The sequence below is a fragment of the Nitrospira japonica genome (assembly GCF_900169565.1).
Classification (GTDB): domain Bacteria; phylum Nitrospirota; class Nitrospiria; order Nitrospirales; family Nitrospiraceae; genus Nitrospira_C; species Nitrospira_C japonica_A.
In genome coordinates, this window is sequence record NZ_LT828648.1 from 2,936,637 (window position 1) to 2,955,437 (window position 18,801).

Here is an 18,801-nt window from a genome sequence, read left to right on the forward strand (position 1 = left end):
GTAGCAGCCGGGACAGTAGGTATGCGTGAACAGGCACTCGCGAGGATCGATTTGGTGCGTCTTCTCGTAGAGCCGGGACGTTACCCAGCGCTCAGGAGCGGCCGGGCTCTGGGATTCAATGCGAATCAGCCCACACATGCAACAGACGGGAAGCAATGATTTTCCCCTGGTGCGGCTCTCGGTTTGTTCTTGCTGAGTATGATGAGTCATGGTGGCAAGATTGACGCTCATGAATGACTTACTCTACCAGGTCGCGATTGTCCTTGAAAAGTCTGGAGGAGGAAAAAATGAAAAAAATTTGTGGCCCTAGGATCTCCCCTAGGCGATCTGAAAAAATACTAGGAATGACTGTGAAAATTACTAGGTCTGCCTTCTCGCCGTACCCGGCTCGAAGTTGGATCACAATGCGCCGAGACTTTATTGGGGAAGAATCCAGATGTGACGAAATACGACGGGGTCTCCGTGACCTTGAAGATACAGCACATCAGGCAGCGGCCCTTCCGCCGCGCGTCCGGGAGTGCCGTGGGGTAGTTCGAGGTTTTCGTGAATCACCACGGCGTTATGGCGGATTGTCACGCGGGCGTTCCGTTGCTTCTTTCCTTCATGATTGAAACGCGCGGCGGTGAAGTCGATATCGTAGGTTTGCCACGTCAGCGGTGGAAAGCTCATGTTGATCGACGGGGCGGCGATGCTATAGATGCCGCCGCATGCGTCGTACCCGGTCTCGAAGCCGAATGAATCAAGAATCTGCAGTTCGTATCGATTCTGGAGATAGACACCGCTGTTGCCGCGACCTTGTCCTCTCGCCTCCGGCTTGAAAGGAACGCGAAACTCCACATGCAGCCGATGATCGCCGAAGGTCCGTCGGCTTGCCACGTCCGCCGCCAGAAGATCCTGCATCACGATCTTCCCATTCGTAAAGGCTTCGGCGGTGCGGCCATCGAATAGAACGATCGCGCCTGGAGGCGGCGTACTTCCCAGGGTGGAACTCTTCCGTTCAATCCGTTTCAAGGTTCCTAGTTGCGACTGGTCTGGACCGGACAGGGTCAGGAGTCCCTGCGTGATGCTTGCATGCCAGGACTCTACCTGAAATCTCGTCCCATCTTCACCGGAAGTTCCATCAGCCTCCATTTTTCTGTCGCCTGGTTGCCAGCCTTGTCCTGGAAGTCCGCCGGAAAAGAGCGTCAGATGAAACCGTTTTTGTCCCAAGGCTGTGACCTGTGCACCCCAGTGGAGGAGGTTCGACTCCACTGAGACGTCCCCGAGATATTCGCCCTGAATTCCAAAATCAGGCCCGGCATGGGCTGGATCTGTGAATACACCAGGACGTTCCTGTGCTCGTCCGCATGTCGGAGCCACTAATAGCAGGCAGAGTACGAAGGCTTTTTCCCACCAGGTACGCATAGGCTCCTCTTGGTCACTCGATGGTAGCGAAGCGATGCTGACTGCGCAAGACGGTTCCAAGCCGGGGGGCATGTGGCTCGACGGTCCGGCCTGGTTTGAGGTCCTCCGCCCACTGTTCCGATTACACACTGATCCGTTTCCAATCGGTTTGACAGGATATCTGATAGAGGGATATCTTCAGATGGAGAGAGGTATGCCGTGCTTGCCCGTCTCATCGCGGCTGTATCGTTGACCGGTATCGCCGTCCTCTTCAAACGCTTAGTGACACGGAAGCGTCGCCCTTTGCCCTATCGCAAAGCGGAATCTGATTGGCCTCGCCATAGCTACCGAGACCCCTCGTCGCGCTCCTAGGTTGTCTCCAGTCTTCCTAGATATAAATGGGGTATTCCCACCCATTTTCCACTGATTCCTCTTTCATGAAATGTCTGTAAGGCTTTGTTCTTGCTGGCCTATTCAGGTCGATGGACTTTGGGATTGGTACGGCAAACCGGGGAGGGGTAGGACCTTCGAGATCCTCACCTGGCCGATACGCCAGGTGCATGACTGTCTTATTGGAAGTACTGTGGGAATCAGGTAGGAGAGAATGCCCGATCCTCGCAGTCACACAAGAATTCCGGTACGGGTTTCAGGCTGTTTTGCGTATGGATCCGGCGGTTGGATCGATGGAATCGTCGTGGATCTGTCCGCTGCGGGCTGTTGCCTTGAGACCAGGACCAGGATTCAGCCGCCCAGTTTTCTGCAATTGATCCTGACCGCATCCGCAGAGGACCTGCCGATCAGCATCGACCTGGCCGTCGTGCGCTGGGTCAAGGAAGGAAAGATCGGAGTTCGGTTCTTGAGTCTGCAGGCCGAACAGCACAAACGTCTCCACTGCCTGCTCGTCGGAGACAGGCACACCCACGACATACCCTGCCTCTCTCGAATGCCGGAGACGGCAAGACTTTCTGCTGAGAATGTATAAAGAGCCTGTCGCTAGGCCTCGACGCTCACCGTCTTGATGGCCGCCTTCACTTTCGCAGCCATTTCAGGTGGAATCGCCGTGAGTTTGTGGCACAGTTTGGCGTGTTCGCCGGTCAGCCGCAGGACCTCGTCCTCCGTTTCAGCCCGCACCTGAAACGCACATCCCCCTTTCGGGTCGACATCCAAACAACCGAGTTGCTTGTAGGGTTTTGAAGCCATGGCGCCTCCTATTGAAAAGCCGTGGAAGGTCTCGCTCCGGTGCCAGTATGAATCATCGGCTTCATCGCCGGCAATAGGTATGAATGGTCGTCACCTGAGCGCTATTCGCCTAGTGTTCCCGCACTCGATATTCCAAGATCAGAAAGACGTCTGCCAGTTCCCCAAGATCATGCTGTTTTGAATCGCCTGGCGAGACGCTCAACAGACAGGGATTGTCGTCCAGCGGAAATTCCAACGTCCAACGATCGATTGGACGGAGCGAGAGATGGCACACACTCGGGCCAATCAGGCGGTCTTCGATCGGGCATTGGCCTAGCATTGATAGAGTAGAAATAGATAACAGTATAGATGAAGAGTGTACTTGCAAGATATTGATTATGTGGTGATTATGTAATTCGTGTAACGATCAAATAATGGATGCAGCTCTCTCATGTATCTGAGATATGAAATTTACCGATACACCGCGAGACTGGGTTCATTTCGGTGTATAGTTCGCGGGACGAACGAGTCTCATCGAGCATAGAGGATATCCGTGGCGAAGACCGGGCCGAGTGATCCTTCCCGTGATCAGACCCGCATCAACGTCAAAGCGTTCGAACAAATCGACGAGGCCGCGAACGTCCAGGATTACATCCGCATCCTCGACGTCTTTGACTCCCTCGATGGAATTCAGCGACTCAAGAAGGCCGCGATCGACCGGTGCCGAATCAGGCCGGGCCTCTCGGTACTGGACAACGGCTGCGGGATCGGACTGGAGACAATCAGACTGGCCCGCCTCGTGGCTCCCTCGGGCAAGGTCACTGGTCTCGACTACAGCCTGAAGTTTTTGGACGAAGCACGGCGGCGAGCCTCTCGTCTCGAGCTTCCGGCGACGTACCAGCAGGGAGACGCCCAGCAACTGCCGTTCTCGAGTCGGACTTTTGATGTTTCGAGAAGCGAACGCCTATTTCCCTATCTCATCGATCCGAAGCAAGCCCTGACCGAATTGATCCGCGTGACAAAGCCGGGCGGATTCGTCTCTCTGATCGAGCCGGATTTCGAGACGGTGACGATCAATCTGAGCGATCGAGGTCTGGTACGAAAGGTTCTGCACTTCGACTGTGATCACCATACCAAGAACGGATGGATCGGCCGCGAACTGCCCAGGCTGTTCAAGTCTTGCGGATTGATCGATGTGGCGGTCGAAGCCGACGTCGTCGTGTTCGAACCCGCCGGTTTCAGCCCGTACTTTGTGGAGATCGGCCGAGCTGCCGCGCAGAATCAGGTCATCACGGCACAGGAGTTGACGGGCTGGGAGGAGGAGATCCGTCAGTTGCTCGCCGCCAACGAGTTGTTCGCCACGATCAGCTATTTCATGGTCGCCGGCAAAGTACGCGAAGGATGAGAGTCGAGCGGCTGTGCTACCGTCAGATAGAGATGCCCCGCTTTGAACCGACTCTCCTCGTCGCCAACGATCCGATAAGTGGTTCGGCCTCAGTGCAATGTCGGACGTCTGGGAATCGAGTTCGGGTCGGATTTTTCGAAAGAGACGACTCCGTCGAGCAACAAGAAGATGGCAAGGAGGAGCAGGAGAATCCCGCCGATTCCCCAGCCGTGCGGAGTAAACCACCACGGGTCTTTCGTGGTGGACGCCAACCCACCGAAAAATCCACAGAGCGTGCCTAACCCTGCCGCAATTCTCGCGATCATGGTACGCTTGGCACCAGCTTCCATAACTTACCTCCCAAAGCAGTGAATGAGATGAGATTCAGCAGGCTGGCCTATCGTCGGACTTCTGGAACAGCAGTGTCAAGACTAAGGGGGGAAGAATCCCGGCAATACCGCGAGGCCCTTGTTGGAGTTCATTCCGTTTCATAGAATGACGTGGATTATTCCACATGCTGAAGGTTCATCGTGTTGCTGAAGCTTTTCCTGTTCAGTGTCCTGGGGATCGCGACCGTATCTGATATCGGCAGGGCTGGGGATCTGGGATCTATGCCGAAGGACCTTGATGCTCAATCCGAGCAGTTGCCCCCAACGGAGCTGGAGCAAGTCGTGGCCTTGTGCGCCAAACAAATTCACAACGAATCAGCATCATCCAAGTTTGATGCGTATGTGCAGCGAGGCGTTGTGGAGAGCTTCGGGACGGATCAGGAGCGGTTTAGATTCAGAAAGTGCATGGCCCAACGTGAGCACCCCCTTGGGCCAAGTCTGCATGAGAAGAAATGACAGGGGAGAAGTCCTCAACTTTCTAGATGCTAGAAGAGCAGGGTGAGTCCGGCGGTCAGTCCATGTCGGAGAGATTGAAACTGCGTGAGGGGAAAGGACTGGCTCGAATCGTTCACCGGATAGACGGTGAGATTGCCGCTGATAAGCTGATTCCAGAATACGCGGTACCCCACCTCGGCAGCGAAATTCTTCATGAACTGAAACCGAAGCCCCACGTCGGCATCGGCCCCGATGCCGTAGCCGGTCATGGCGAAGCTCGGATTTTGCTGTAAGTCTGGCCGCAGATGATGCTGGTCCTTATTGTCCAGATAGCTGGCTGGAATAAACACCGCGGTACCGTGGATGCTGATGCGGCGGGTAATGCGATATTCGGAAGTGGCACCGATTCGAAGTGAGTGCCAGGAGGTGGTATTGGTGATGACGGTCTGTCCTTGATTGGTGCTCGTGCCGGGAGGCAAGCAGGTCAGGCCTGGAATTGCGGCAGGATTACAGGAAATCTGCGCCACTCCGACCGCTTCATATTCCGTGTGCCAGTATTGATAGCCACCGAAGACGTCGAAATAGCCCCTGTGGTGAGCGAACTCCGTGACACGCCCGCCTAAATCCGCGTTCACGTACCACATATTGTTGCCGTTGATGTTGCTCTGCGTGCTCGAAAAGAGCTGCTGCCCCGCTCCATAGTCGTCGTCGGTCAGGCGGCCGCCGCCGATGTTTGCGAATCCGACGTTGAGCTTCGTGAAGACCTTGGGAGAGAACCAGAATTTCCCGGCAACGTCGATCACGTTCGTGCCGACGTCTTTATAATCCAGTTTCGACGTGGGATTCCCGAGACCCGGCACCGAAGAGGCATTGTGGGCCCACTTGGTTTCTCCGACGCTGATCCATGTGCCGATGGTGATTTCGGTCGGAGGCCGCCGAGCCTCGTCTTCAGGTTCTTGAGCCAGGACGGGACTTATCAGGGAGACGCAGGTCAAGGCGGTCGCCAGGACCATCCTGCCGGCCGGGAAGCTCAGCTTCATCGCCTCGCTCCGCCCCGCTGGATGATGACCGTATCCACACATCGTTCGACCGCATCAGGCATGATCCGCTGACAGGACGAACGGATGTCTTCGAGGACGAAATGACGTTGCAGGTAGGCGGTCAGCCAGACCAGCCAACTGCCGAGAGCGAAGGCTACGACGATGCCGACTGTCCATCGAATGACCGTCCCAATAGCTCCGGTCGTTCCGGAAGGGGACCGGGACGGTTCCTCGCTCATCCGGCCTTTTTTCACCGCCTGTTCAACCGCTTGTTCGACCGATGGCTCGACCACCTGAAGATTCGGCATAGCCAGTCCTCACGAATGAGCGTCCAATGAGCACATTGAGAGCCAGTGCTTCATCCTACTGGAGCGGGTGGATTCTGGATAGAGTTTTTTCCGAATGGAGCGGCGGCTTCTGCTCCCTTGACCCATCGGGGTAGAGCCCTGTATAACCGCACACTGCCGCCGTCAGTGCGTGACTAATGGTCACGTACCTCTCCGCGATGCGCCCGTAGCTCAATGGATAGAGCACCAGACTACGGATCTGGGGGTTACAGGTTCAAGTCCTGTCGGGCGCACCACTTTACGCGCACTTAGAGAAGCTCCCTCACACGCCCCGTCGGTCAGTTGCGCCGGGGTTGCGTTTCGGCCTTCAAAGTCGAGAGAATCCAGCCCGTCTACTAGCCCGCGGTTACGATTCGGGAAGAGATGCCCGTAGGTGTCCATCGTCATGGTGATCGACGCATGCCCGAGTTGCTCTTGGATGTACTTCGGGTATGCGCCTTGTTCGATGAGTTGAGAGGCGAATGTATGCCGAAGGTCATGCAACCGGACTTTCCGAATCCCCGAAGCCTTCAACGTCTCGCGCCACAGCTTGTCTAGGTTGTGCTCGTCCCATCTGAAGCCACGCGGGGAACGAAAGACCGGCGCGTCAAGCTTCAGGGCCTCTCCGTCTGCCTCGGCTTCCCGCTCATGCTCCGCCCGCAGCGCGGTCAGTTCCGCACACAAGCCTGCGCTGAGATCGACCCGGCGAGGCTTGCCACTTTTTGGAGGCCCGACGACCCCACGGACGACCGCCCGGCGGACGAGTAACGACCGGCCGGCTAGGTCAATGTCTCCCCACTGGAGGCCAATCAATTCACCCCGCCGGAGTCCGGTACGGACCGCACAGAAGAGAAGGGGAGAGATTAATGGGGTCTTCGCTTTCGCCGTGTCGAGCAGGGTTGCTGTTTCCTGCCGGGTTAGCGGGTGAATGTCTTTCGCAGACCCCTTCGTATGCTTCAAGAGCTTGCCGAGCTTCGCAGCTGGGTTCTTTGATACCAAGCCGTCATCCTCTGCTTGCGTAAAAGCCGCACGCAGCGGAGCTAGGTAATTCCGTATCGTGGCCCTCGATTTCCCGGCTTCTGTGTACTTGGCGATTATCTGCCGAACATGGGCCACTGTTAGTGCGTCGAGCGGCAACGTCCCAAACTCGGGGAGTAGGATATGCTCGATACACCATGAGTACTCCGCATAGGTCGAAGGCTTGCAATTGACCTGTGCATGTTCCTTGAGCCAGGCCTTCAGGTAGCTCCCGACTGTCGCAAGGTCCGCCTTCGGCTCAGGTTGCGGCGGCTCATCAAACGCAGCTTGACCCAGTGCAAGGCGGGCTTGAATCAACCGGGCGGCATCCTTCGCCGCTTTCTTTCCCGCCTCGCCGGGGCCAACCCGTTTCGCCTTCCGTTGCTTGTTGTGATGGATAAAGATCCACCACGCTCCGTCGCGTTCACGGATACGGACGCCCATGGTTACTTCTCCAGACTTTCTTCTAGGTGCGCCAGGTCTTCGAGGTCAGAAATAATTTCTTCGACAAGCCCGATAAGTACGTCATTGCCCATCCTGTAGTACAAGTGCCGAAAGTATGCAATGACCGTGAACGTCGGGACGCCCGCAGTCAGTAACTCGTCTTTTGCCTGGACAAGTGCACGGCGAGAGATGGCGTCCAGCGGTCCGGCGCCTAGGAAATGGTCCCAATATTTTCCGAAATCCACGCGGGTAATGAACTCGCTCGGGGTGGCAGTTGGCATACTCATTTATCGCCTCCTATTGAGTCAGCGAAATTGCTGACAGCCATGATGTAACATCAGTTACCTAGTTTAGTCAAGAGTCATTGGTAATATATTTAAGTCTTGATACTCTGCGTAGCATACGGCATCATGTCACATAGTCACCGCAGCTATGGACCATGCGGTAGTCAGAAGGGAACGATATGAAACGGCCTAAAGGTACAGCGACGGACGCCCCAGACACCATTTCCTTGAACCTCCGGGCCATGCCCCTTGACCTCGTGTCCCGGCTGAAAGCCGCAGCGGCGCTATCAACTCCCCCCGTCACTATGCGGCAGTATGTAATCGATCTCCTTCAGGACCATCTAGGGGCCCTGGAGCGAAAGGGTGTTCTGCCGAAGAAGTAACCCTCTGCCTCGCTGTGACTTCCTCTGCTAATGCCCCCCGGATTGCCATAATCGGACCGGCCCAGTTGCCCGGCCACGGCTGACGGAACAATCGAGCCGATCGGTACCACGGGCTATCTGTCCGTCCTTCAAACCATCGCCAGTCGGCCGCATAGGGCAAGAGAATCCAAACGGGTTTGCCCATCGACCCGGCGAGATGGGCCACGGCGGTATCTACTGTGACGACTAGATCTAGCTGGCTAAGCGCCGATGCCGTGTCGGCGAAGTCCTGTAGCTGCGGACTCAGGTTATGAAACAGCCCCGTCATGCCGTACCGGCGAAGGTCTTGGACTGCGGGCCCGACCTGAAGGCTGAACCATTTCGTCCCCGAGGTTCTAACAAGCGGGGAGAGCGTCTCTAAGGGAATGGCCCGCCTGCGTTCATGAGCCGTGTTGACTTGCCCAGACCACACAAGCCCGGCCTTGAACCCGTCCGCCTTTGGCATAGTAACGTGGGCCCCCGAAGGAACAGACAGGTACGCTTCCGTAAGAATCGTTTCCAGTGTGGTGCCGAAGTGATACGGCAGACTCCCGACGGGGACATGCCGGTCTATTTGCCCGACATTCCCAAGCGCGTCATAGGTCTGCACGACTGTAACGCCGGGGAGCGTTCGGAACAGCCGAGCTAATGCCGGGGGACATAGGACAAAGACCCGCCCAGCGCGTTGAGCGAGGAGGGGAGCGTAGCGAATGAACTGGAGCGCGTCCCCGTAGCCTTGCTCTGTCCAAACAAGGACCGTCTTGCCGTTGAGATCGTCGCCGGTCCAGTGGGGAATACCAGACAGCCGCAACAAGACTGCCGGGTCATACTGCCGAGCCTCATAGGCGGCGAACCCCGCTGGGCAGTCTCCGGCCCGGAGCAAGGCGAAGGCCGCGGCCGAGAGACAGGTACGACTATCGGGCTGAAGGGCAAGGGCCTTCCTGAAGCAGGCCAACGCTGCGCCGGTCTCGCCCAGGTGATACAAGGCTGTCCCCCGAGTGTGAAGCATTGAGGCGTCACGGGGATTCAGCATGAGCCCGGTTGTCGTATGCGCCACGGCGGCGAGGTCGTGTCCTTCCGTGTGACTCACAGCCGCCAGGGCGTGGTGCAGTTCCGACACATGGGGAGCGATCTGAGATGCACGGCGCCATGTCAGCCGAGCGAGCCACAACCAGCCCCGGCCATAGACCCACTGGCCGACCCGGTACAAGACATAGGCGGCCAGGACCTTGAGCCTATCCGCGAAGCGGGCAGGGCGCCGGATCTTCCCTGGCTGTCCCAGGATACCCAGGACTGACAGAACATTATGTTGTACTTCAGCTATCATCCCGGGACACTCATAGATTCCGTCGTCCTCCTTTTAAGGCTTGGCCTAGACCTGGCCGTCGGATTCCTGGCAGTCTTCCCTATTTGACATGCGGCCGACTGCGGCTAGACGGCCTAGCTTCAGCGGGTTTACCTAGATGTGTTCTAGATCTAGGTCGCTTCGTGCTGGCTTCGTAGCATGGCCTAAACATCACCTTTTACTTTATGTATTGACCGGTTAAGACTGACGAGACCCGGACAACCCTTTTTGAAGGTTTCCGGGCCCGGCTCGCGTGCGTTAGGCCTGCGCTCGTCCTGTTCTAGGCGGCCCGTTTCAATCCCTGGAGTACGTCATCGACCAAAGCATGGAGATTGACAACCGGCGCTTGCCGTCTTGTCAGATAGGCGTCAATATCCCCCGGGCGTATCAAGACTTTGCCCCGGGTCGTTCCCTGATGCACGGGCAACCCGGACCGAATCCAGCGAGTAACCGTCTTGGCTGAGACACTGGCATACTGAGCCGCCCCGTGAATCGTCACATAGCCGACGGGTATCTGCCCCGGGTGTCGTGTCGTACTAGCCCCCGGGGTGTTGCCCTGGACCGTTGGACCGACTGGACCAGCATTTTTCATCTCTTTCCTTCTCCTCTCTTCTTCTTTTCCTTAGCCACAACAACAATAGAAATGGACCGGTCCATCCGGTCCACAAGCTTTACGTGAGGTTACGCAATGCTTTGGCCCCTGTCGGGGCCTACTTCGCTCAGCCATGAGCTTCTCGATGCTATCGGCCCCCTATGGTTGGTGGTGATGCCGTGGAAGATATGCGGCCGGGTACCGTCTGCTTTTCGTAGCCGGTCCTCCTTCACCCCGGACAATGACAAAACTTCCTTCCTGAACTTCGTACGGCTGAGGGGCTTGTATCCTCCCCGCTGGGCATCGAGGCGGTAGGCGTCGTACAGGTCCTGGGCTCCAATGCGTGCATGCTTTTCGAGACAACAGCGCTCCTTCAGGAATGCCCGTTCGTGGTTTGCCTGGTCCCGAAACTCTTCGCCCGCGGCCTTCGATTGAGGCGGCTCTATGAATCGGCCCGCGTTATTCAGCGACACGGCCCCCTGAATGGCCCAGTTCAGGACCCCGGGCAGTTCTAGGGACAACCGTGTTTCAAGTTCTGGGTCCTGCTCCTCAGGAGGAATCGAAACGGGGAACGGCAGGACGACAAGCCGCCGCCACAGTCCATTACTCCGATCCGTAAAGGTCGGGCGCTCATTCGTACAAAGAATAATCTTTGCTGTGAACGGCGCGGTAAACGACGTTTTGTACTTCGGCTCAAAGTACATCGCGTCTCCGCCCGTCGCTTGCTTCAGCAAGTCTTCGGCAACCGTGTCCTTCTCCCGTAGCTCCCCGGTGACGTTCACGAGCTTCCCATACGTCCCGACGAGCCCGTGCTTGTCGCCAAACCGGTTCAGCGGCAGGCTACTGGTGTTCTGCGCCCCGACGACACGCCGGAGGATACGCGTCACGACACTCTTGCCATTGCCCCCGGTGCCTTCGAACAAGAAGAACTTCTGGTGTTTCATGTCGAAGGTCAGACAGTACCCAAATATCTGTTGCAGCAATGTCCGGGTCGCGTCATCGGGCAGAATGTGTTCCAGAAACTTGAGCCACGCCGGGCATGTCGCGGCTGGGTCGTAGTTAAACGGCAAGGCGCACCGGGTGACGAGTTGGCAGGAATGCGCCTGAAGGTCCGGCAGGTGCCCGACGGAGGCAAGCCGGACGATTCCGTTCTTGAGTACAACAATTCCCGCGTCTCGTACTGGATTCCAGGCGCCGCCGTGGTACTCCGCAGGGAGATCAATATCGGGCATGAGGCACCGGGCGGTCAGCTGATGAATAATGCCCGACACGAATGCCTTGTTGACCCGGTCCCGGTACAGCGTGCCGTTAAAGTAGGTCGTCACGTCGGCCTCTAACGCCTCCGGTGTCAGCGACTCGTAATAGGCCCCGTTGTACCGGAGCCATTCCCCCCGGTGTTTTCTGAGCCAGAGCCCGGCCACCGTCACGAGTCCACGGGCCGTGAGGTACTCGTCTGCCCAGTCCGCGGCGGTGAGCGGACGACTTTGCAGCGGGGCGCCGGTCTCTACCCCGGCCCGGTTTTCGGTATCGTTGCGTATACTCGTCATGCCTTGGATGTCCCTCCTTTGTGTTCCATGTCTCGTTCAGTCCCTTCTGTTCGTTCTCCGGCAACATGTACGCCCCATGCCATAACGGCCTCGTCCCGGCGCATCGTTCGCACGCTGAGGGCGCGGGACACACTGCGGAACTGCGCTGCGGTCAGAAGTCCCGGTTGCTCTCTGAGCCGCTTCCGAAGCTTTGCCCGCGGCGCGTCCGTCACGACCGACGGCGGGGACCAGCCGCAGCTACACGACGCCGGCCCGTTGTGCCAGACGAACCGGTGCATTGGTTCTCGCTTGTTCTGTGCCATGTCCCTTGTTCCCTCCTGCTTCCTTTCGTCCTAGGCGGCCTTGCGTTCCTGGATGTCCGTCCCCTGTGAGGCCTCCGGGTCCTCGTGGCTCCGTTGGCCTCGGTTTCTCTGCCGTTGCCAGAAGTCCCGGCGCTGCATCACAAACCGCTTTTCTTTGTAGCCGGCTACGGCGGTGCCGCACTTCGGGCAAGTACCCGTAGCCAGGTCTACCGCTGCGGCATGACACCACGGACATTCTGCCGTCGTGCTGTACAGGAACGCCGGGTGCTTCTGTCTCCGACGGCGCTTAGCCACGGGTAGGCCCCGAGACTCCGGCCGACGCCCCGGCCTTGCCGCCGATCGGCAACCCGACACGGACGACTGCGTCAAGGTCCTGCTCATTGATCCGGGTTAGTCGGCCGACTTTGAGCCGACGGAGCGAGCCAGTCTTTAACCACTTCCAAATAGTGTCTTCACTGCACGACAACCGTTTCGCGGCTTCTTTGACTGATACAAGTTTGTCCATCGTCTGGCTCCTTAGTTGTTAAGCGGCTATGCCGCCATGCTTGATTGCGGCCCGGTGTGTTCTGACCGAAGCCGAGCTATGCACGGTCTGTCCCTCTGGGAGATTGGCAATATGATTCCCCCAGTCCTTCAAGGCTTGCTGCTCCGTCAATTCGACGAATGCCGGACCGGGCCCGGCCTTGTTTGTCATTGCTCGTCGCCTGGTAATGGCCCAGCGGCCACAGCTACAGGTCCCGGCCTGTGCCTTCTGTGAGAAATGAAACCGGTGGGGGGCTGCTCGTGGTGTCGCCATGGTCTCGAACTCCTTTCGTCGTGTTTTGGTGGTCTATAAGCCCCTGAATCTATTCAGAGTGGTTTTCGCAAATTGCCCCAGGACGCGCCTTTCCTCCGCGCCTGATGTCGGCATCGAATCTCAGAAAGGCCCCCATTCGATTCGTCATACGTCAGCGGTACCGGTCCCCTGATGGGCCCTGCGCATTACCGCTCTACTATAGGAAGAGGCGAGATAAGGGCGGGCCTTATCCGGTATCGAATGACCGGCGGTAACTTTTTCGACGGCAACCTGGAGCTAGCAACGGCGAGACTTCGACTTCGTCTTGTGGCGCCTCGTAGCCCTGCGTTTCGAGGAATACCCGTAGCTGGGCCCGGGCGGATTGGACTAAAAGTTTGACGTACTCAACGGTGCGGCCTACTTGTCGGGCATAGGCCTGCTCAGTTAGGCCGTCCCGGTAGACAGCTTCAAAGGCCCTCCGCTGTTCAGCCGAAAGCCGGGACAGTGCGTCAGCTATGTCCTGTTGCTCGTCACGGGGAGCCTCGGGAACCTTCGGTTCTTCCTCTGAGTCTGTATCCTGACTCGAACACGGCAGAGTATTTCCTATAGCAACAGTGGCGGCCTTCAGCCGACTCCGGGTCGTCGAGCATCTACCAACCGCTCTCCGGTTTTTTACGGCCGTATCATGTAGGCGAAGCCGGACCTCCGCTTTGTCACGTCGGCTCCGTTTCGTTTGCATTGGCAGGTACGCCCGTAGCGCTTCCATTACCAACGATTTTGGATAGGACCTATTGAGTAAGACCCCGTACCAGTCGCTTGGAATATCGTGCAGGCCGGTACTCAGAAGCTTCCATGCTGGAGGAAGAAGCGAATCATCCTGGCCGAGTGCGTCCCACTCTGGAGCGGGGACCGGTTCCAAAGGAGGAAATTGCCCTAGGCGGATGTCCTCGATAATCTGTTCCGGGAAGGCGACGTTATGTTCCGACGTGAACTTAGCCCAATCGAGAAGAAACTTGTCCCCATGGTCAAGAATGCGGTACGTCCTCAGGAATGCATCTTTCCTCTCTAAGAGGGCATTGATACACTCGCCGTCTAAGTACAGCACAACTGCCAAGGCCGGACCCGTTACCCACTTCGCGTACCTGCGTATGATGCGGATTAAGTCGGTACGGAACGCGTCATTCCGTATCAGCAGTCTCCACCTGTTGCAGCGCTCTTGCTTCAATTCCTCGCTAGCCGCCCGTCCGCGTATTGCCATACACCCCTCCCTGAGCGGGAGCGATAACGCGTTAGCAGACGGAGTCAAGAGCGCGGGATGAAATCTCTAGATTTTCTAGATCTAGAGCAGTGCTTCCTAGATCTAGCGCGATCAGATTCTAGTGAGAACCCGTATCCTGCTATCAAATGAGAATATGTATAAAGAGAAATACTTATACTGTAATATTACTGTACGCAATTTATTAAATATGTGATAAAACTATAGACAAAAGTGGCATGTTGCATTTTAATTATTTTTAATGTATTACAAAGGCACGGGTCTAAAAACATAGGAGGAATTATGCTGCAGCACCATGATACTGACCTTGATCGTGCTCTTGATCGATTGTATCTAGATGGAGCGGTCTCAATCCCTTGGGACCATCTGTACATTTGGTTTAATGTTGATAGGCTCAGCAAGGGAGCATACAGAGAGATCAAACAGCGCTGGGAGAAACGCTGTACCTATTACGGATATAAGAAGGCTCCTGCTCTCTCAATACTCCAGGGGAATAATTCCTACCCGTATTTGCTGCGAATCATTCGAGAGCCATTTCAACCAGGAGAAGATCTAGTACGCCTTGACTCGGAAATATAACGGCCGGCCAGAGTTCAGTTGGGAGAGTGAATGGGCTAAAGTCTCGCTGTAAGGCTTGAAAAAATAGGATCACATCGCAGGCGGTGAGCTGGCGGGGTAGGCTCGGCGGCATTCCTGCGGGGGAACATGACAGCCGAGACATTCAGATTTGTGTTAGCACGGCTCGCAGTTTTGATTGCGAAGCAAGACCGGTTGCTCTTACCGACTCGGGTACGTCGGGGAGCAGTTCTTGCCCGTCAGGATGAGAGGGGATTCGCCTACAGTGCTCAAGACTGTTGTGCCCGACATTGGCGGATAAGGCACGCTGACGCCCGAACAGGTCGTCGTCTTCCACGGATGCAATGCCGGCGAGCGATACGTGAGTGTTTACCCGGCCAGCCGTGCCGCCGCCGTTCGGCAGTCAAATCTCGGTTTGGGCCTCCGGATTGATACCCCAGAGATATGCGGTAAGTGTGACCGAAAAAAATCGTCAACCCGCAAGGCGCAGGCCGTGACGAGTCAACTCCTCAACCAGGCGAAGCAAATTGAATCCTTCGAAATACGCCGAGACAAGTATTTTCGATTCCTCGCGGGATTAAGGCTGACGGGAAGGGCACTTCTTGATGCCGGGCTGGCCGTACCGCACACGGGGGCACCAAGACGGCCAAGTGGTGTCCTGAATCCCTCACGGCACCGCCTAGAGGAATATTGAGGAGTTGCCACTTGGTTTCGTTGCTCATACAATGCGCCGAACTAATTAGGTCCAGAACAATAGCGCCCCAATTTCCCTTACATCGGATGAATAGAATGCCAAAAAGGCCAGTTAAATCGGAACTGAATACTCTGAAGAAAGCCTATATTTCCACTCGCGGCCTAATGCTTAGTGGCAGGTCGGAACAATTTTTGAGATCGAGGCGTGCGAAACGATTAGGCGGAAAGATTCAGCTAATATTTACCTCTCCGCCGTTCCCTCTAAATCATAAGAAGAAGTATGGAAATCTCACTGGGGATGCTTATGTTGACTGGTTCGCGAGCTTTGCGAAGCCCTTTAGAAAATTACTAACCAGGGACGGTTCAATCGTTATCGAATTGGGGAATGCTTGGGAAGCCGGAAAACCCGTCATGTCAACGCTTGCCCTTCGTGCACTCTTGGCTTTTCAAGAAAGAGGAGACTTCAACCTTTGTCAACAGTTCATTTGCTATAACCCGGCACGTCTACCAAGTCCTGCTCAGTGGGTGAATGTCGAACGCATCAGGGTAAAAGATTCATATACGCATCTATGGTGGCTGTCGCCGTCAGAACGACCGAAAGCTGATAACAGGCGTGTGCTGAAACAGTATAGTGACTCTATGTTAAGACTGCTCTCTTCTAATAAATACAATTCTGGACATCGGCCTTCTCAACACCGCATAGGGGAAAAATCTTTCCTCAAGAACAATAATGGGGCCATTCCTTCTAACGTGCTGATTCTTTCCAACACTAACTCAACAGATCCTTATTTGAAGTATTGTAGGAAAGAGGGCCTTCCGCTTCATCCTGCGCGCATGCCAACGCAGCTAGCCGAATTTTTCATCAAATTCCTCACAACCCCACGCAACTTAGTCTTTGATCCTTTTGCGGGAAGCAATACAACCGGGGCAGCAGCAGAAACTTTGAAGCGGCGCTGGCTATCCGTTGAAGCAGAGCGTGACTACATTCTTGGGTCTAGGGTGCGTTTCCGAGCCACACGAAGGGGACAAAATGACAAAAGAAGAGCTCTTTGAGGTCTTGCTGACTGCTACAACTATCGGGCAAGTGGAACAGGCACTGGCCGCTTTCGAGGCCGCTAACCTTTCAGATCTTAGCTGGCAGCCCATCGGTGGGAGGGAGAATAACAGAGGGATAATAGAGGTCTCAGCGGACCCGGGCAGGGCACTCGTCGAAAGATTGACCAATGGAATTGATGCAATTCTGGAAATCGAGTGCAACAGCCGCGCTGGGCCAGGAAACATTGCAAGTCCACGAGAAGCGGCATCCGCGTGGCTAAATGTTCCGGAAACAGGGCTAAGCGACATGACACCAGCCCAGAGGCGGGTCTTGGCCCAAAAAGCCGCGATTCGCATACTGCCAGGCGGAAGTCGGGAAACTCGAATAGTTGAAATAATTGACCGTGGAATCGGACTTTCTCCGAGCGAAATGCCAAGCACCATATTGAGTTTGAACGAGAGTAATAAGCTAACGAAACTTTATTTGGCAGGAACTTACGGCCAAGGAGGATCGAGCACATTTGCAGTTAGTCGGTATACATTTATAGCCAGCCGGTCTAGTGAAGAACACATAGGTTTCACTTTGGTACGTTTCGAAGATCTTCCCCCGGACAAATACAAGACCGGTCACTATGTATACTTAGCTCTTGATGGAGGCGTCTTGACGACACGCCTTCCTAACGAAACTTTTCCCAGAGGAACGCACATACGCCACTTTGGCTACGACCTCAGCAACTACGGCTCACCTCTTGGGCCTAATAGCGTTTATGGGATGCTGAACCAGATTCTTTTCGATCCTATTTGCCCCGTGTGGCTTGATGACCGCGTTCATGACTATCGGAGAGTTATTAAAGGTTCCAGGAATGCCTTAAATGGGGCGGTGGATGATGGTGATGCTCAAAGAGGACCTAATTTAGCGCACAGCGTCAGGATGTTTTATGTCTCCCTCGGCGACTTCGGACGTATTGGTATTGAGTATTGGGTTCTAGAAAAACCAACGCAGGGCAATAAAAGACCAACGGCGGCCTTTATTAATCCAAACAAGACAATTATTCTTACCATTAACGGACAGAATCATGCCGAGCTCTCTAGCCTCTTGGTTCGGAAGTTAGCGGAACTACCATACCTATCTCAGCGGTTGATCTGCCATATTGACTGTAACTACCTCTCTGCTCAGGCAAAGCGGCTGCTGTTTGTTTCAAATAGAGAGGATGCCCGTCGAGGATATGTCTCTGACCTTATACAAGAAGAAATCATTAGAGTACTAAAGTCCGATGATGAGCTGACTCGGCTGAATAACGAGGCACGTGAGCAGGGCTTGCAACAACAAGACGATGCGGCTCTTCAACAAATGCGAAGTGAGGTAGCGCGCATACTGAAAATTCAGGGAATAGATTTTACCCAAGGTGTTGGAGGAAAGCCGACAGCGGGGGACTCAGACACAGATAGGCCCACTCCCCCGCCTCGGCCTCGGCCCCGTCCTTCGCCGATAGTCGTTGTGGAGCCCCCTACGTATATCCGTCTCCTATGGGATGAGGAGAAAGAAATTTCCTTCTATCCGGAGCAAAGGAGGTATCTTCGCATAGAGACTGATGCCAACGGCAACTACCATAATCCCAACAATCCGAGCGCTTCTCGGCTGAACTTCATTGTTGAGGGGCCTGGTGTAGCATTCATTGGCTCAACATCGCTTCAAGGCGGCAGACTGCGGGCCATATTCGAAGGTACTGCCGGAGCTGGTGTGGGAATGAACGGGACTATCCGGGTTGAGCTGAGCAGAACAGGGTTACAATCGCTCTCCGACGAGAGAGACTTTTCCATAGTCGCACGCCCCCCCGCTAGGCCAAGTGACAGGCGAATTAGCTTACCGCCGTTCGAGGTTAGGCCCGTTGAAGGCCCAGAGGATGAGAAATGGGCGATGCTTGGCTGGCCCGACCAACCCACGATAATTGCTTCTTCTGCCGATCTGGAAAACGGAGTACTCGTGATTTATTACTCCCGAGTGTTTCCGAAATACGCCTCAACTTTAGCAATGTTCGAACGTCGAGACACTGCTAGCGCGACATCGTTCGACGAGCGTTACAGAATTTGGCTGGCAGCGCACTCACTTCTTTTATATCAGGATCAGCAGAATGCGCTGGTTTCAGAAGGAAGACAACAGCAGTCGGCTGAGGGAATGTCGGAAGAGATGGAGACTCTCGAACGCCAGGAGCGTTGCAGAATGGCAACCTTAGCCGCTATCTTTGCTTCAAGGGAGATACAGTCGCAGTCTCCACCAGATAGTGAATGAATGCTTATCCAACTTAGTACGTTTCCTTCGCATCTTCACGGTGCGGCCCTTTATATAGTGCTCTCTTATGACTGACTTCCACAAAAGA

The 18,801-nt window shown here is 55.5% G+C and carries 19 protein-coding genes, 1 tRNA gene and 1 pseudogene; 6 read left to right on the forward strand and 15 right to left on the reverse strand.

The window, feature by feature from the left end; genetic code table 11:
• Positions 1-417: 417 nt before the first annotated feature.
• Positions 418-1,404: a 3-keto-disaccharide hydrolase gene (locus NSJP_RS13955; RefSeq protein WP_080887484.1), complete on the reverse strand. Its 987-nt coding sequence runs from the start codon at positions 1,402-1,404 to the stop codon at positions 418-420.
• A 583-nt stretch (positions 1,405-1,987) separates the two neighbouring features.
• Between NSJP_RS13955 and NSJP_RS13960 the strand changes: the two genes are divergently transcribed.
• Positions 1,988-2,365: a PilZ domain-containing protein gene (locus tag NSJP_RS13960; RefSeq protein WP_080887485.1), complete on the forward strand. Its 378-nt coding sequence runs from the start codon at positions 1,988-1,990 to the stop codon at positions 2,363-2,365.
• An 11-nt stretch (positions 2,366-2,376) separates the two neighbouring features.
• Here the strand turns inward: NSJP_RS13960 and NSJP_RS13965 are convergent, their stop codons facing one another.
• A complete protein-coding gene (locus NSJP_RS13965) occupies positions 2,377-2,583 on the reverse strand; it encodes a DUF1059 domain-containing protein (RefSeq protein ID WP_080887486.1) in 207 nt (68 codons plus the stop codon).
• 532 nt (positions 2,584-3,115) lie between these two features.
• Here NSJP_RS13965 and NSJP_RS13970 point away from each other — a divergent pair.
• On the forward strand, positions 3,116-3,967 hold the full coding sequence (locus NSJP_RS13970; RefSeq protein WP_172834353.1) for a methyltransferase domain-containing protein: 852 nt from the start codon (positions 3,116-3,118) through the stop codon (positions 3,965-3,967).
• Positions 3,968-4,056: 89 nt separating this feature from the next.
• Here NSJP_RS13970 and NSJP_RS13975 read toward each other — a convergent pair whose 3' ends face one another.
• The gene (locus NSJP_RS13975; RefSeq protein ID WP_080887488.1) at positions 4,057-4,296 is read right to left on the reverse strand and encodes a hypothetical protein; all 240 of its coding nucleotides are present in this window, start codon (positions 4,294-4,296) and stop codon (positions 4,057-4,059) included.
• A gap of 180 nt (positions 4,297-4,476) precedes the next feature.
• On the opposite strand from NSJP_RS13975, the gene NSJP_RS13980 reads away from it, so the two are divergent.
• On the forward strand, positions 4,477-4,791 hold the full coding sequence (locus tag NSJP_RS13980; protein ID WP_080887489.1) for a hypothetical protein: 315 nt from the start codon (positions 4,477-4,479) through the stop codon (positions 4,789-4,791).
• Positions 4,792-4,820: 29 nt separating this feature from the next.
• Here the strand turns inward: NSJP_RS13980 and NSJP_RS13985 are convergent, their stop codons facing one another.
• Positions 4,821-5,810, reverse strand: a complete 990-nt coding sequence (locus NSJP_RS13985; protein ID WP_080887490.1) for a hypothetical protein — start codon at positions 5,808-5,810, stop codon at positions 4,821-4,823.
• Entirely contained in the window at positions 5,807-6,118 is a 312-nt protein-coding gene (locus NSJP_RS13990) for a hypothetical protein (protein WP_080887491.1), read from the reverse strand. Before NSJP_RS13990 ends, NSJP_RS13985 begins: the two co-directional genes overlap by 4 nt.
• A 199-nt stretch (positions 6,119-6,317) precedes the next feature.
• Here NSJP_RS13990 and NSJP_RS13995 point away from each other — a divergent pair.
• A tRNA-Arg gene (locus NSJP_RS13995) sits at positions 6,318-6,393 on the forward strand.
• A 130-nt stretch (positions 6,394-6,523) separates the two neighbouring features.
• On the opposite strand, the pseudogene NSJP_RS20145 reads toward NSJP_RS13995, so the two are convergent.
• The 10 genes and pseudogenes from NSJP_RS20145 to NSJP_RS14040 form a co-directional block, all read right to left on the reverse strand.
• Positions 6,524-7,597, reverse strand: a pseudogene (locus NSJP_RS20145) (tyrosine-type recombinase/integrase); the annotation flags it as partial.
• A gap of 2 nt (positions 7,598-7,599) precedes the next feature.
• Positions 7,600-7,884, reverse strand: coding sequence for a hypothetical protein (locus tag NSJP_RS14005; RefSeq protein ID WP_080887492.1), 285 nt, complete (start codon positions 7,882-7,884; stop codon positions 7,600-7,602).
• A 300-nt stretch (positions 7,885-8,184) separates the two neighbouring features.
• Complete coding sequence (locus NSJP_RS14010) at positions 8,185-9,609, reverse strand: tetratricopeptide repeat protein (RefSeq protein ID WP_080887493.1); 1,425 nt, start codon at positions 9,607-9,609, stop codon at positions 8,185-8,187.
• Positions 9,610-9,907: 298 nt separating this feature from the next.
• Positions 9,908-10,219 carry a helix-turn-helix domain-containing protein gene (locus NSJP_RS14015; protein WP_155970237.1) on the reverse strand — a complete coding sequence of 104 codons (312 nt, stop codon included), beginning with the start codon at positions 10,217-10,219 and terminating at the stop codon, positions 9,908-9,910.
• 89 nt (positions 10,220-10,308) lie between these two features.
• Positions 10,309-11,766, reverse strand: a complete 1,458-nt coding sequence (locus NSJP_RS14020; RefSeq protein WP_080887495.1) for a DNA primase family protein — start codon at positions 11,764-11,766, stop codon at positions 10,309-10,311.
• A complete protein-coding gene (locus NSJP_RS14025; protein ID WP_080887496.1) occupies positions 11,763-12,068 on the reverse strand; it encodes a hypothetical protein in 306 nt (101 codons plus the stop codon). Before NSJP_RS14025 ends, NSJP_RS14020 begins: the two co-directional genes overlap by 4 nt.
• A 30-nt stretch (positions 12,069-12,098) precedes the next feature.
• Entirely contained in the window at positions 12,099-12,362 is a 264-nt protein-coding gene (locus tag NSJP_RS14030; protein ID WP_080887497.1) for a hypothetical protein, read from the reverse strand.
• The gene (locus NSJP_RS14035; RefSeq protein WP_080887498.1) at positions 12,355-12,573 is read right to left on the reverse strand and encodes an excisionase family DNA-binding protein; all 219 of its coding nucleotides are present in this window, start codon (positions 12,571-12,573) and stop codon (positions 12,355-12,357) included. Before NSJP_RS14035 ends, NSJP_RS14030 begins: the two co-directional genes overlap by 8 nt.
• Positions 12,574-12,591: 18 nt before the next feature.
• Complete coding sequence (locus NSJP_RS19340) at positions 12,592-12,864, reverse strand: hypothetical protein (protein ID WP_155970239.1); 273 nt, start codon at positions 12,862-12,864, stop codon at positions 12,592-12,594.
• Between the two features lie 226 nt (positions 12,865-13,090).
• The gene (locus tag NSJP_RS14040; RefSeq protein WP_080887499.1) at positions 13,091-14,101 is read right to left on the reverse strand and encodes a sigma-70 RNA polymerase sigma factor region 4 domain-containing protein; all 1,011 of its coding nucleotides are present in this window, start codon (positions 14,099-14,101) and stop codon (positions 13,091-13,093) included.
• A 1,383-nt stretch (positions 14,102-15,484) separates the two neighbouring features.
• On the opposite strand from NSJP_RS14040, the gene NSJP_RS14050 reads away from it, so the two are divergent.
• Both NSJP_RS14050 and NSJP_RS14055 read left to right on the forward strand, forming a co-directional pair.
• Positions 15,485-16,441 carry a DNA-methyltransferase gene (locus tag NSJP_RS14050; protein ID WP_155970241.1) on the forward strand — a complete coding sequence of 319 codons (957 nt, stop codon included), beginning with the start codon at positions 15,485-15,487 and terminating at the stop codon, positions 16,439-16,441.
• Positions 16,419-18,713 (forward strand): hypothetical protein, encoded by a 2,295-nt coding sequence (locus NSJP_RS14055; RefSeq protein ID WP_080887502.1) that lies wholly within the window; start codon positions 16,419-16,421, stop codon positions 18,711-18,713. The genes NSJP_RS14050 and NSJP_RS14055 overlap by 23 nt, the downstream gene beginning before the upstream one ends.
• The last annotated feature ends 88 nt before the right edge of the window (positions 18,714-18,801 follow it).